We start from the raw sequence: 14022 nt of genomic DNA on the forward strand, positions 1-14022 counted from the left end.
CGATTAATGTAGGTTTATCCTTCCGGCTGACGCTGCGCCAAAGCGATTCAGCCGCGCCAACGTCGGCGAGTGCACGGCGATCTGCTCCAAGGACATCCCGCTGGACACCGTCGCCCGGATGAACGCCGACTACCTCAAGGCCAACGCCAAGTAGCCTTTGGCCGTCGCGGGAGCCGTACCTCTTTGCCAAGAGGTACGGCTTTGCCAAGAGGTACGGCTCCCGCCCACCCGTTGCGCGACTACCGGGTTGGGCGCCTGATGCCCGCCCGGGCAACGGTCCTCGCCTCTTGGGCGCTTCGCGCCTTGGCGGCTCGGGCTGTCTCCTTGCCAGTCGCGGCAAGCCGCGACCCCTGGCGGCCCTCGCTTCGCTCGGACGCCCTTTCCGGGCGCGGGCTTCGCCCGCGCACCCCCTCGGCGATTATCGGATCACCAGGCGTCGCGCCCGACGGGGAAGGATCGATCTTGAAACCGCTTCCTTGAGCATGGCAAGGCGACTGCCTCCCCATCGGTTTCCGGCTCACTTTCGCCTGAACGCCAGACGAGCCGCCGCACAGGTGAACGAACGAAATGATGACGATGGCCTGCACGTCCCGGTGAGGCGATCTTGTCCGTCCATATGGAAAGCGGAACCGCTTGCTAACCTCAGCGGCATGAGCGCGGGGCACGCGCTCGAAGAGCTGCACCACCTGGTGGATCGGCTGTCGCCCGACCAGGCGCGTCGGCTGCTGCGCCTGGTGAAGAGGGATCCGGAACCGGCTCCAGCCACGGACGATGGGCCGAGTGCGCCGGAGCGGCGCCGACGGTTGTCGATCGCGGGAATCGGCGCGTCACGCAAGGGTGATCTGTCGGAACGGGTCGAAGAGCTGCCGGCGGAACGCTTCAATCAGTCTTTGTGACTGGCGCCATCCTCGACACGGGTCCACTGATTGCCGTAGTCGATCGAGACGATCGGCACCATGCGGCATGCGTATGTCTGCTGGAGGAGCTTGGCGGCCGCTGTATCAGCCCTCAACGGTGCTGATAGAAGCGGGCGGGGTCATCAGCAAGCAATATGGGTCCCCGCCGTACACGCACATTTCCTTGACCTCGTGCTCGACCAGTTTGAGCTGGTCGACCTCAGGCCAGAGGACGTGCGGCGCATGGCGGAACTTGTCCGGCTTTACGAGGATGCTCGGCTTGATCCGGCTGACGTATCTGTCGTGGCCATCGCCGAGCGCCTGCATATCGTCCAGGTTGTCACCCTTGACCGCCGAGACTTTTGCCTGGTTCGCCCCAGGCACATATCCGCGTTCCGGCTCTTGCCCGAGTGAACGCCACCGCGCGACCGGTCGAATCCGGCTTGCTGATCCGCTGATCGGATGGGTAGCGCCGACCAGACGGGCACGGGAACCCACGGACAATCCAGGTCCACTGTGCGGGGCGGCGTGCGCGAATGTTGTGTGAGAGAACGATTGAAGATCGTGTGAGAGCACGGTCCGCCGGTGTGTGAAAACGCGATCCTCAGATGTGTGAAAACACGAATGCGCAGGTCCTGCACGGGTATCCTCGAGTTGTGGGATCAGCCGGTTACCTGCCTCGCCTCGTAGACCCGCTCATCGAGGACCTGTTCTCCACCTTCTCCGCGATCATGCTCGTCGGCCCGCGAGCCACCGGCAAGACGACGACCGCTGCGCGGTATGCCCGCACGGTGGTGCGGCTCGACAGGGAGAACGAGGCGGATGCGTTCGTGCGTGATCCCGATGCGGCGCTGGCCGCGACGCCGGAGCCCGTGCTCCTTGACGAATGGCAGATCGTCCCTGAGGTGCTGGGCGCGGTCAAGCGCGCGGTGGACCGCGATCATCGGCCTGGCCGGTTTATTCTCACCGGCTCCGTATGGAGCGATTTCCGCGGGCGGACGTGGCCGGGTACGGGCCGGGTGATCAGGATAGACATGACCACGCTGTCGGTCCGCGAACTGCAGGGCGATTCGCGGCGGCCGTCGGTCATCGACGCCCTCGCCGACGGTCGCCTGGATGAGTTGAGGGTTCCCGAGAACGCACCGGACCTGGTGGGTTACATCGACCTGGCGTTGAGAGGCGGTATCCCCCTCGCCTGTCTGGAGCCGAATGAAAGAAGGCGCCGCGCCTGGCTGTCGAGTTACGTCGGGCAGATCGTCACGCGGGACATCGACACGATCGACGGACAGCGGGATCCGCAGCGGCTCATGCGCTACCTGGCCGCGCTCGCGGCCAATACGGCGGGCGTGGTGGACGACAAGACGCTGTATGAGGCCGCGGGGATCCACCGGGAGACGGCGCAGGCCTACGAACGGCTGTTTCGCGATCTGCTGGTGCTCGAGAAGCTCCCCGCGTGGTTCAGCAACCGGCTCAAGCGCCTGGTCCGGACGCCGAAGAGACTGCTGTTTGACCCCGCCTTCGCGGCGAGCATCCTGCGGGTCAACTCGCAGGGCGTGCTCCGGAGCGGCGACCTGATAGGGCGCCTCGTGGAGACGTTCGTGGCGGCGCAGATCAGGGCCGAATTGCCGGTATGCGAGTCCGAGCCGCACATGTACCACCTGAGGCAGATGGACGGTCGTCGTGAGGTCGACTTCGTTCTGGAGCTGGGTGGCGGGCGGGTGATCGGCATCGAGGTGAAGGCCAAGGCGGCTCCCAAGCCGGAGGACGCCAGGCATCTCGAATGGCTGAAGGACGAGCTGGGGGAACAGTTCGTGGCCGGAGTGGTGTTCCACACCGGGAACATGATCTCCGAGCTGCGTCCCGGCATCATCGCGGCACCGATCTGCACCTTGTGGGGCTGAGTTGCGGCACGGGGCGGTGTGCGGAAATGGCACTGACGGGTGTGCGGGATCGGCAGTGTGCGAGGTCGTGACCGTGCCCGATTGATGATCAGCTCGTCACCGTGACCGCCTGGCGCCCCTGGTTCACGGCGAGGTGGCGGCCGAACGGCCGCCACGCGAACACCGTGAACAGCGCCATCGCCCCCGCCGACACCCAGAACGGGCCCGTGAGGCCGAGCCACCGCGCGATCGGGCCGCCGATCAGCGCGCCGATCGCGCTGCCGCCCACCACCAGCATCATGTAGACGCTCTGCACCCTGCCCCGCAGCTCGTCGGGCACCGCGCGCTGGCGCAACGTCACGCTCACCGCCCCCATGACCGACCCGTGGACGCCGAAGGCCGCCAGGATCGCACCGGCCACCCACGGCGAGGTCGCCAGGGCGAGACCGGCGTGGGTGAGCGTCTCGATGACCAGGCCGACGCGCAGCAGCAGCGAGTCGCGGAAGCGGGACTGGAGGCGGGGCGCGACGGTCGCGCCGATGATCGCGCCGGCGGCCATGGCCGTGATGAGCAGGCCGTAGCCGTACTCGTCGGCTCCCAGGCGGTCGCGGCTGTAGAGGACCAGCAGCGAGAAGGCCGACATCAGGGTGATGTTCATCAGGAACAGGGCGACGGCCAGCAGCCGGATGGCCGGGTGGCGCCACAGCCAGCGGACGCCTTCCGCCATGTCGGCGCGCAGGGAGCGGCGCTCGGCGGGCGGCGCCTGCCGTACGCCGCGGAGCATGGAGATCAGGACGGCGGCCACGACGAAGGTCACGGCGTTGACGCCGAACGGCACGGCGGCGGCGAGGACGAACAGGGCGGCGCCCAGCGGCGGGGCGGCGAAGGTGTTGAGCGCGAAGTACACGGTCTGCATGCGCGAGTTGGCACGCGGCAGGTCCTCCGACGCGACCACCATCGGGACGAGCGTGCCGGAGGCGTTGTCGCCCAGGGTCTCGCAGCAGCCGAGGAGGAAGGCGACCGCGTAGACGAGGGCGATCGTGGCGGCGCCCTGCCAGACGGCGACCGCGAGCAGGCCGATGATCAGGGCGCGGACGAGGTTGACCGCGACGATGAGCCTGCGGCGGTCGAGGCGGTCCACGTAGACGCCGCTGATGAGGGAGAACAGCAGCCAAGGGAGCTGGCCGGCGAAGACGGACAGGCCGACGAGCAGCGGGTCGTCGGTGAGCGAGGCGACCAGCAGGGGCGTCGCGGCCGTCATGATGCCGTCGCCGATGTTGGAGACAGCCGACGCCGCCCAGAGCTTGGTGAAGTTCCTGCCGAGTCCCGCCAAGTCGTCTCCTCTGTCCCGTCTCCCGAGGGTTGTCCGTCCCCCGAAGGCTGTCCGTCTCAGGGGTGTCGTCCCTGGGCAGCTGTGCGGTCCAGGGCTGGACGATCAGCCTCGCGGATCAGGGCGGCCGCCAGCGAGCGAATCATGCGGATCTGCGGGAATTACGCGGAGCGCGGACAATCCGGCCGGGCGCCGATGAGTTTTCCCCTCCGTCACGGTCTACCTCGACGACACCACTGATGACGGAGGTTGACAGATGACCCGGCTGATCGCTGAGCGCACCGGAACGATCCTCCCCGGCGAGCCGGGTTACGACGAGGCCCGCAAGGCGCTCAACCCCGCCCTCGACCCCCATCCCGCGATCATCGTTGACGCCGCCGCCCCGGCCGACGTGCGCGCCGCCGTCGCCATCGCCAGGGATCGCGGCCTGCCGCTCGCCGTGCAGGCCACCGGCCACGGCACCCACGTCGCCGCGGACGGCGCGGTGCTCCTGCGCACCTCCCGCATGAACCAGGTCGAGATCGACCCCGATCGCCGCGTGGCCCGCGTGCGTCCCGGCGCCCGGTGGGGCCAGGTGATCGATGCCGCCGCGCCGTACGGGCTGGCGCCCCTGGCGGGGTCCTCCCGCGACGTCGGCGTCGCCGGGTTCACGCTGGGCGGCGGGGTGGGCTGGCTGTCGCGCAAGTACGGCCTGGCCGCCGACAGCCTGCTGCGCGCCGAGGTCGTCACCGCCGACGCCGAGCCGATCTCGACCGACGACCACCCCGACCTGCTGTGGGCGCTGCGCGGCGGGGGCGGCTCCTACGGCGTCGTCACTGGTCTGGAGGTGCGGCTGCACGAGGTGCCCGTCGTCCACGCCGGGATCGTCCCGTTCGCCGACCTCGACCGCTACCGCGACTGGGTCGCCACCGCGCCCGGCGAGGTGAGCACCGCGCTGATCATCAGCCCGGAGGGCGTCAAGCTGAAGGTCATGTACGCCGGGGACGACCCCGAGCGCGTGCTCGGCCCGCTTGGCGTGAGCGTCGAGCCGATGGCCTTCGGCCAGGCCGTCATGGGCGGCACCCCGGCCCGGCACCTGGACTTCTTCCACGAGCTGTCCGACGAGGTCATGGCCGTGGCCGTGCGGGCGGGCGAGCAGGCCACCGTGGAGATCCGGCACTGGGGCGGCGCCATCGCCCGGCACGCCGGTCCCGTGGCCGCCGCGCGGGCGAGCTTCTCGGTGATCGTCAGCGAGCCGCTGCCCGGCCTGGCCGAGGCGCTCGCGCCGCACGCCACGGGCGGCTCGTTCCTCAACTTCCTGGCCGACACCTCGCGCACCCGCCAGGCGTTCACGGGCTACGACCGGCTGGCCGCCGTCAAGCGCGCCTACGACCCGGGCAACCTGTTCAGCGTCGGCCACACCGTGAGCTGAACTCTCTACGCCACCTCACGCCACCCGCTGACGGTCTCCAGCCGGGCACGCCACAGCTCCTCGCCCTCGCCGCCCGGCTCCCACCGCCCGGCGAACTCCAGCAGCTCCTTGCACCTGGCCAGCATCGCCGCGTGCCGGACCGGCCACGGGGGCGCCGGCTCGCCGTACGCCTCGAAGAGGTACGGCAACGCCGGGACGTGCTCCGGGTGGTGCATGCGCACGATCCACTCGCACCACGCCAGGTCCTCCACCGGATCGCCCTGGTGCGCCCACTCCCAGTCCAGCAGCGCGGTCGGCTCGAACGTCTCGGGGTCCAGCAGCAGGTTGTTGGGCCCGAAGTCGCCGTGCACGAGCACCCCGCCGCTGCGCCGCGGCATCGACTGGACGCGCCGCAGCAGCAGCCCGCAGGCGGTGAGCACCTCCCTGGCGTGGCCGTCGTCGAGCAGGTCCTGGCCGTGCTCGCCGGGGACGAACCGGGTCGTGATGCTGCTGTCGCTCACCCTCACCAGTTGCGGCACCGGGAGCCTGCCCCGGTAGCGGCGCAGCATCGTGCGCTCGGTCTGGAGTCTGACCGCGGCGTCGGGGCCCTCGAAGTACTTGACGACGAGGAACTCGTCACCAGTTGTGCTGTTGGTGTAGCCGTGCCGCAGGTGCCCCATGGGGAGTTATCTTCTCGCAGTCCGGGGCGGATGGAAGGCGAAGGACGCAACAGGTTGGCGACGGCGCCCGCCGTACGGGACGGAAAATGATTTGCCTGGTCAACGCGATGTTTGTCAGCCTTGACGGGCTATGCGCTCACTTCCCGAGGCCGATCCAGGCTCACCCGACATCCGCAGCCCGCTCCGCTACCTGTGGTGGAACGCGCGGCGCCAGGCGGTCCCGCTCATGACCGGGATCGCCTTCGCCGTCGTGTGGTGGGTCTCACAGTCGCTGGTGCCGATGGTGCTGGGCAAGGGCGTCGACGCGGTGACGGGCAAGGACGCCGGCGCGCTGCTGACCTGGTCGGCGGTGCTGCTGGCGCTGGGCGTGACGCAGGCGTTCACGGGGATCATGCGGCACCGCATGGCCGTCTACAACTGGCTGGCCGCCGCCTACCGCACGGTTCAGGTGACCGCCAGGCAGGCCGCCCGGCTGGGCGCGACGCTGCCGAAGCGGCTGTCCACCGGTGAGGTGGTCAGCGTCGGCAACTCCGACATCGCGCACATCGGCAACTCGATGGACATCCTGCTGCGCGGCACCGGCGCGGTGGTGGCGATCGGCACCGTCACGGTGATCATGCTCTCCACGTCCTGGCAGCTGGGCCTCATGGTGCTCGTCGGCGTCCCGCTGATGGCCGCGGCCGTCGGGCCGCTGCTCGGGCCGCTCCACCGCCGCCAGCGCACGCAGCGCGACCTGCAGGGCGAGCTGTCCACCCGCGCCGCCGACATCGTGGCGGGCCTGCGGGTGCTGCGGGGCATCGGCGGCGAGCAGGTGTTCGCCCGGCGCTACCGCGAGGAGTCGCAGCGGGTACGGCACGCGGGCGTGGAGGTGGCGCGCCTGGAGTCCCTCCTGGAGGGGGCGCAGATCCTCCTGCCCGGCGTGCTGATCGCGGTGGTCACCGCCATCGGGGCGGCCTTCGCCGTGGGCGGCCGGATCTCGGCCGGCCAGCTGGTGTCCTTCTACGCCTACGCGGTGTTCCTGATCGGGCCCATGCGCACGCTGACGGAGGCGGCCGACAAGCTCACCAAGGGGCACGTGGCCGCCAGGCGCGTGATCCGCATCCTGTCCATGGAGCCCGAGGTCTCCGGCGGGACGGCGGGCTCGGCGGGCGGCGAGCTCGTGGACCCGGCCAGCGGCGTCACCGTGCGGCCCGGCGTCCTCACCGCGCTGGCCGCGACCACGCCCGAGCAGGCCATCGAGATCGCCGACCGGCTCGGCCGCTACGTCGACGCCGACGTCCGCTTCGGCGGGACGCCCCTGCGCGACCTGCCGCCGGCCGAGGTCCGCTCGCGGATCCTGGTGGCCGACAACGGCGCCCGGCTGTTCACCGGACGGCTGGGCGACGAGCTCGACGTCCGCGGCACGGCCGACGAGGAGACGCTGCGGGCCGCGCTGCACGCCGCCTGCGCCGAGGACATCGTCGAGGCGCTGCCCGACGGCCTCGACACCCACGTGGCCGAGGCCGGGCGCGAGTTCTCCGGCGGCCAGCAGCAGCGCCTGCGCCTGGCCAGGGCGCTCGTGGTCGATCCCGAGGTGCTCATCCTCGTGGAGCCCACCAGCGCCGTCGACGCCCACAGCGAGGCGCGCATCGCCGACCGGCTCGCCAAGGCCAGAGCCGGCAAGACCACGCTGGTCTGCACGACCAGCCCGCTCGTCCTGGACCGCACCGACCACGTGATCTTCGTGGACGGCGGGACGGTCCAGGCCGAGGGCCCGCACCGGGACCTGCTCGCGCACGAGCCGTCGTACCGGGCCACCGTGACCCGAGGGGAGGACTGATCGTGAGCAAGCGGGCCATCCTGCCCGTCGCCGATCAGGCGCAGGTCCGCGCCTACGCCAGGCGGCTGACGCTCAAGTACCCGCGCCAGTTGACCGTCGCGCTGCTCCTGCACGGCCTGTCGGCCGTCGCCGGGCTGGCCGTGCCCTGGCAGCTGGGCCAGCTCGTGCAGCGCGTGCGGGACGGCGCGGACGTCGACATCCCGCTGGTGGGCCTGGCCATCGCCGCCTTCCTGGTGCTGCAGGCCGTGCTCGTGCGCTACGCCGTGCTGGCCTCCGCCAGGCTGGGCGAGAAGGTGCTGGCCGAGCTGCGCGAGGACTTCGTGGAGCGGGTGCTGGGCCTGCCGCTGTCCACCGTGGAGCGGGCGGGCTCCGGCGACCTCATCACGCGGACCTCGCGCGATGTGGACTCGCTGTCCAGGACCGTGCGGCACGCCGTGCCCGAGACGCTGATCGCGCTCGTCACCTGCACGATCACGCTGGGCGCGCTGGTGCTGGTGGGGCCGCTGCTGGCCGCCCCGCTGCTGCTGGCCGCGCCCGTCCTGTGGATCTCCACGCGCTGGTACCTCAGGCGGGCCCGCGACGGCTACCTGCGGGAGAACGCGGCCTACGCCGAGATGACCGAGGGGCTGGCGGAGACCGTCGAGGGCGCCAGGGCCGTGGAGGCGCTGGGCCTGGCCGAGCGGCGGCGCCGCCGTACCGACGCCGACATCGCCAGGTCGTGGGCGGCCGAGCGGTACACGCTGGGGCTGCGCACGGTGTGGTTCCCGGCGGTGGAGATGAGCTACGGCGTGCTGATCGTGGCCACGCTGCTGTTCGGCGGCCTGTTCTACATCCAGGGCTGGGTGTCGCTGGCGCAGGTCACGGCGGCCGTGCTCTACGCGCTCCAGCTGGTGGACCCGCTCGACCGGTTCCTCATGTGGATCGACGAGCTCCAGGTCGGCGGGGCCGCGATGGCGCGCCTGCTGGGCGTGGCGAGCGTGCCCGACGACCGCGCCGTGGGTACGGCCCGGCCGGCCTCCGAGGTGCTGGCCGCGACCGACGTGCGGTACGCCTACCGGGAGGGGCGTGACGTGCTGCACGGCGTGTCGTTGACGGTCGCGCCGGGGGAGCGGCTGGCCATGGTCGGCCCGTCGGGAGCGGGCAAGTCGACGCTCGGGCGGCTGCTCGCGGGCATCCACGGGCCGCGCTCCGGGTCGGTGACCGTGGGCGGGGTGCCGCTGGTGGAGCTGCCGCTGGACGAGCTGCGCGGCCACGTCGCGCTGGTCACGCAGGAGCACCACGTGTTCAAGGGCACGCTGCGCGACAACCTGCTCATCGCCCGGCCCTCGGCGTCGGCGGAGGAGATCCTCGACGCGCTGCGGGCCGTCGACGCGCTGGACTGGGTGCTGGCGCTGCCCGACGGGCTCGACACGGTCGTCGGGTCCGGCGGGACGGCGATCTCCCCGGCGCACGCCCAGCAGCTGGCGCTGGCCCGGCTGGTGCTGGCGGACCCGCACACGCTGGTGCTGGACGAGGCGACCTCGCTCATCGACCCGCGTGCGGCCCGGCACCTGGAGCGGTCGCTGGCGGCGGTCCTCCAGGGGCGGACCGTCATCGCGATCGCGCACCGCCTCTACACGGCCCACGACGCGGACCGGGTGGCCGTGGTGGAGGACGGGCGGATCAGCGAGCTGGGATCGCACGAGGAGCTGGTGGCGGCCGGCGGATCCTACGCGGCTCTGTGGGAGAGCTGGCACGGCGCGCCGTCGCCGTCGCGGTAGGCAATGATAAGCGTGCCTATCATAGGTGCGCTTATCATTGCCGCTCGATGCAATCCGCCGGGCTCACGCCGGAGCGGCCGCTGTCACCGCGGCAGGTGATCATCGCTGGAGAGCGGGCGGGCGACGTGTCCGAGCACGAATACCTCGCGAAGACCGGCCTTCGCAGGTACGGCGTCGCCGACCTGGAGCGCGTCCTGGACGGCCTGCGGGGCCCGGTTTACGTCCACATCGACCTCGACGTCCTGGAGCCCACCGCCTTCGGCGCGACCTGCTATCCCGAGCCGGACGGCGTGCCGCCCCAGCGGCTGGTCGACCTCGTCTCCCAGATAGACGACATCGTCGGGGCGGCGATCACCGAACACGCGCCGTCCGGCGACGACGTCGACCCGGACGAGGCGGAGATCATCCGCCGGCTGGGCGCCGCGTTGACGCGCTGACGGCCCCTCCCTGGAACGCCCGGGGCGATGGCCTGGCTCAGCGCACCGCATAGCTCCCGAGCGACGGCTCCATGAGATCGAACACCTCACGCGCGGACTCCGCCACGATCTCGGCGATCCGCGCGTTGTCCACCCCCTCCAAGGTGAGCTCCATGATCCGCCGAAGCAGGACCCGGTAGGGGGCGGCGAGCTGCGCCGCCACCACCCGGGGCACCATGCCCTCATCGCCCGTCTCCGCCGCCAGCACCCGGGCGAGCGCCTCCTCCCGCTGCTCCAGCAGCTCGCGCAGGCGTGCCACGAGCGTCGGCGACTCCACGATCATCCGCCCGAAGCCGTCCCGGGTGAACCCGAGCATCGGGTCCTGCCGCTCGGCCGCCTCCAGGAAGGCCCTCCTGAGCGCGGCGAGGGCGGACTCTCCCTGCGGCCTGCCGGCCACGATCCCGGCCAGGGTGGCCACGAACTCCTCGTGGTGGTCGAAGGCCAGATCCTCCTTGCGCGGGAAGTAGTTCGTGACGGTCTTCTTGGCCACCCGCGCGGCCTCGGCGATCTCGGCGATCGTCGTCTCCTCGAAGCCGCGCTCGATGAACAGGCGGGTGGCCTGGTCGGAGATCTCCTGGCGGGTCTCCCGCTTCTTCAGCTCCCGCAGGCCCAAGATTTTTACGTCGGACATAAATTTCCTCTTGACGATTCGATACCTCGGTCATAATCTTACCACTGTCGTAAGTTCCGCCCGCCGGGAAAGGTCGCATGCGAGAGTCGATCCGGACCAAACTGCCCGCCACCGCCGCCCGCCGTTCGCCCGCCCATCCCCGGGAGGTCCCCATGGCAGCCACCCCGACCCCGACCGCGACCACCGACCCGGTCAAGGACTACCTCAAGCAGATCGGCAAGATCCGGCTGCTCGACGCCCGGCAGGAGGTGGCTCTCGGCGAGCGCATCGAGGCCGGCCTGTTCGCCCAGGAGCGCCTGGACCGCGAGCGCGACACCCTGTCCCAGCAGGACCGCGCCGACCTGGAGTGGATCGCCGCCGACGGCCGCCTGGCCAGGGACCAGATGATCGAGGCCAACCTGCGCCTGGTCGTCTCGATCGCCAAGCGCCAGACCGGGCGCGGCCTGCCCCTGCTCGACCTGATCCAGGAGGGCAACATGGGGCTGATGCGGGCGGTGGAGAAGTTCGACCACAAGCTGGGGCTGAAGTTCTCCACCTACGCCACCTGGTGGATCAAGCAGGCCATCGGCCGGGCGCTGGCCGACCAGTCCCGCACGATCCGCATCCCGGTCCACATGACCGAGCTGATCAACAAGGTGAACCGGGCGCAGCGCGAGCTGTTCCAGTCGCTCGGCCGCGAGCCCTCCGACGAGGAGATCGCTCGCCACGCGGAGCTGACCGCCGAGAAGGTCAAGGAGATCCGCGGCTACGCACGCGAGCCGATCTCCTTGAGCATCCAGCTCGGCGAGGAGGGCGACACCGAGCTCGGCGACCTCATCGAGGACGTCGAGGCCGGCGACCCCGTGGACGTCATCGGGCACGACCTGCTGCGCGACCAGCTCCGGGAGATCCTGGGCGGCCTCACCGAGCGGGAGGCGGGCGTGATCGCGATGCGGTACGGCCTGGCCGACGGCGAGCCGAAGACCCTGGACGAGATCGGCAAGGTGTACGGGGTCACCCGGGAACGCATCCGGCAGATCGAGGCCAAGACGATGAGCAAGCTGCGTCACCCGAGCCGCGCCATGTCGCTGCGGGACTACCTCGACTGAGAGGCCCCGGGTCTCAGGCGTCGAGCGCCTTCTTGAGGAAGTCCACCTGGAGCAGCAGCAGGTTCTCCGCCACCACCTCCTGCGGCGTCATGTGCGTGACCCCCGACAGCGGCAGCACGGTGTGCGCCCGCCCGGCCGCCAGCAGCGCCGACGACAGCCGCAGCGTGTGGGCCGCGACCACGTTGTCGTCGGCCAGCCCGTGGATGAGCATGAGCGGCCGCTCCAGCTTGGCCACGTCCCCGAACAGCGAGGACCGGTCGTAGACCTCCGGCTGCTCGTCCGGATGGCCGAGGTAGCGCTCGGTGTAGCAGGTGTCGTACAGCCGCCAGTCCGTCACCGGAGCCCCCGCGACGGCCGCGTGGAAGACGTCCGGACGGCGCAGGACCGCCAGCGCCGCCAGGTAGCCGCCGAACGACCAGCCCCGGATGCCCACCCGGGACAGGTCCAGGTCGGGGTACTGCTCCGCGACCGCGTGCAGGGCGTCGACCTGGTCCTCCAGCACCGGGGTGGCCAGGTCGTGCAGGACCGCGCGCTCGAAGTCGGCGCCGCGGCCCGGCGTGCCGCGCCCGTCGGTCACGACGACCGCGAAGCCCTGGTCGGCGAACCACTGGCTGGTCAGGTACATGCTCTGGGCGGCCAGGACGCGCTGGGCGTGCGGCCCGCCGTACGGGTCGAGGAGGACGGGCAGGCGGCGTGAGCCCGGCTCGTACCACGAGGGCAGGACGACGGCGGTGGCCAGCTCGCGGCGGCCCGCCCGGCCGATCGAGACGCGCAGGTCCAGGCCCGGCCGCTCGGCCAGCGACGGGATCGGGACGGCCGTCCCGTCGGGCAGCACGACGACGGTGGAGACGCCTTCGGTCTCCAGCGTCTGCTCGGTCAGCACGCCGACCCCGCCCGCCAGGCGGCCCGAGTAGACGCCCGGGCGCGTGGAGACCGGCAGCAGGGAGTGGCCGTCCCAGGTCCACAGCTGGATCTCGGTGGGGTCGCCGCCGCTGGCCCGGAACAGCACCGTGTCGCGGTCGACGTCGAGGACCTCGCGGACCACCATCGTGGGCGGCGTGACCGCGCGGTCGCCCACGAACAGCTGGTTGCGCGACAGCCAGACCAGCGCGCCGTCGTCGAGGTGGCGCGGCACGCCGTGGCCGATGTCCACCCACGCGGGGTCGGTCTCCTCGCGCACCGGGGAGGAGGTGCCGGTCGCCGGATCCACCGCGAACAGCCGCAGCGTCTTCTGGTCGCGCGTGAGCGTCACGACGGACAGCGCGTGCTCGTCCCACGCGGCGGCCGCGAGGTACTCCTCCTCGTACGGCACCGGCACCCGCGAGCCGTCCAGTCCGATGACGAACAGCTCGGTGACGGCGTTGGCGGTTCCGGCCGACGGGTAGCGCTGCTCGACCGGCGGCCGGTCGGGGTTGGCCGGATCCGCGATGTGCCACACGCGCACCGGCGCCACGTCGGCCCGCTCGACCAGCAGCGCGTCGCTCGCGGGCGACCACCAGTAGCCGCGCATCCGGTCCATCTCCTCGGCGGCGATGAACTCGGCCAGGCCGTAGGTGACGGTGTCGCTCTCCGGCACGGCCAGCACGCGGTCCTCGCCGCTCGACAGCTCCTGCACGTGGAGCGCGCCCGAGGCGACGTAGGCGACATACCGGCCGTCGGGCGACAGGCGGGGGTCGATGACGCCGCCCGGGGTCTCCAGCCGGGCGGTCTCCCCGGAGGCCAGGTCGGTCACGAACAGCTCGCCCGACAGGGCGAAGACCGCCCTGGTGACGGCCCGGTCCGTGGCGTAGGCGACGATGCCGCCCGCCTGCTCGCGGGAACGCTCGCGCCGCGCCCGCTCCTCGGGCGGCAGGTTCTCCTCGTCCTGCGCCAGCAGCGTCCGGGGATCCACCACCAGCCGCTCGGCCCGCGTCGCGATGTCGAGCTCCCACAGGCAGGTCACCGGATCGGTGCCGGACCGCGTGCGGAGGAACACCACCTTGCCGCCGTCGGGCGCGACGGTGAAGCCGCGCGGCACCCCCAGCGTGAAGCGACGGGTCCTGGCCTGCAGTCGAGGGAAGCTCATGAGCCGT

The 14022-nt window shown here is 71.2% G+C and carries 11 protein-coding genes and 1 pseudogene; 8 read left to right on the forward strand and 4 right to left on the reverse strand.

The annotated features are described in order from the left end of the window. Positions 1–650 precede the first annotated feature (650 nt). The 3 genes from BSB02_RS05280 to BSB02_RS05290 all read left to right on the forward strand — a co-directional run bounded on the left by BSB02_RS05280 (position 651) and on the right by BSB02_RS05290 (position 2797). Positions 651–896, forward strand: coding sequence for a hypothetical protein (locus BSB02_RS05280; protein WP_084957359.1), 246 nt, complete (start codon positions 651–653; stop codon positions 894–896). Positions 897–956: 60 nt separating this feature from the next. After that, positions 957–1310 carry a PIN domain-containing protein gene (locus tag BSB02_RS43390; RefSeq protein WP_143590256.1) on the forward strand — a complete coding sequence of 118 codons (354 nt, stop codon included), beginning with the start codon at positions 957–959 and terminating at the stop codon, positions 1308–1310. Between the two features lie 242 nt (positions 1311–1552). Continuing rightward, complete coding sequence (locus BSB02_RS05290) at positions 1553–2797, forward strand: ATP-binding protein (RefSeq protein ID WP_143590258.1); 1245 nt, start codon at positions 1553–1555, stop codon at positions 2795–2797. Between the two features lie 88 nt (positions 2798–2885). Here the strand turns inward: BSB02_RS05290 and BSB02_RS05295 are convergent, their stop codons facing one another. Then, positions 2886–4109: an MFS transporter gene (locus BSB02_RS05295; protein WP_084957365.1), complete on the reverse strand. Its 1224-nt coding sequence runs from the start codon at positions 4107–4109 to the stop codon at positions 2886–2888. A 253-nt stretch (positions 4110–4362) separates the two neighbouring features. Between BSB02_RS05295 and BSB02_RS05300 the strand changes: the two genes are divergently transcribed. Beyond that, complete coding sequence (locus BSB02_RS05300) at positions 4363–5517, forward strand: FAD-binding oxidoreductase (RefSeq protein ID WP_084957368.1); 1155 nt, start codon at positions 4363–4365, stop codon at positions 5515–5517. A gap of 5 nt (positions 5518–5522) precedes the next feature. On the opposite strand, the gene BSB02_RS05305 is transcribed toward BSB02_RS05300, so the two are convergent. After that, complete coding sequence (locus BSB02_RS05305) at positions 5523–6176, reverse strand: aminoglycoside phosphotransferase family protein (protein WP_084957370.1); 654 nt, start codon at positions 6174–6176, stop codon at positions 5523–5525. Positions 6177–6306: 130 nt separating this feature from the next. Between BSB02_RS05305 and BSB02_RS05310 the strand changes: the two genes are divergently transcribed. Genes BSB02_RS05310 through BSB02_RS05320 form a run of 3 tightly spaced genes read left to right on the forward strand, consistent with a single transcriptional unit; the run spans position 6307 to position 10192 of the window. Next, positions 6307–7995, forward strand: coding sequence for an ABC transporter ATP-binding protein (locus tag BSB02_RS05310; protein ID WP_084957372.1), 1689 nt, complete (start codon positions 6307–6309; stop codon positions 7993–7995). Positions 7996–7997: 2 nt separating this feature from the next. Further along, positions 7998–9755, forward strand: a complete 1758-nt coding sequence (locus tag BSB02_RS05315) for an ABC transporter ATP-binding protein (RefSeq protein WP_084957374.1) — start codon at positions 7998–8000, stop codon at positions 9753–9755. 47 nt (positions 9756–9802) lie between these two features. Further along, on the forward strand, positions 9803–10192 hold the full coding sequence (locus BSB02_RS05320; protein WP_084957376.1) for an arginase family protein: 390 nt from the start codon (positions 9803–9805) through the stop codon (positions 10190–10192). Between the two features lie 37 nt (positions 10193–10229). Here BSB02_RS05320 and BSB02_RS05325 read toward each other — a convergent pair whose 3' ends face one another. Continuing rightward, positions 10230–10862: a TetR/AcrR family transcriptional regulator gene (locus tag BSB02_RS05325; RefSeq protein WP_084957378.1), complete on the reverse strand. Its 633-nt coding sequence runs from the start codon at positions 10860–10862 to the stop codon at positions 10230–10232. Between the two features lie 143 nt (positions 10863–11005). On the opposite strand from BSB02_RS05325, the pseudogene BSB02_RS05330 reads away from it, so the two are divergent. Next, a pseudogene (locus BSB02_RS05330) lies at positions 11006–11950 on the forward strand (RNA polymerase sigma factor); the annotation flags it as partial. Between the two features lie 13 nt (positions 11951–11963). On the opposite strand, the gene BSB02_RS05335 reads toward BSB02_RS05330, so the two are convergent. Beyond that, positions 11964–14015 carry a S9 family peptidase gene (locus BSB02_RS05335; protein WP_084957382.1) on the reverse strand — a complete coding sequence of 684 codons (2052 nt, stop codon included), beginning with the start codon at positions 14013–14015 and terminating at the stop codon, positions 11964–11966. Positions 14016–14022: the final 7 nt, after the last annotated feature.

Source organism: Thermoactinospora rubra (assembly GCF_002093975.1).
Lineage (GTDB): Bacteria > Actinomycetota > Actinomycetes > Streptosporangiales > Streptosporangiaceae > Nonomuraea > Nonomuraea rubra_A.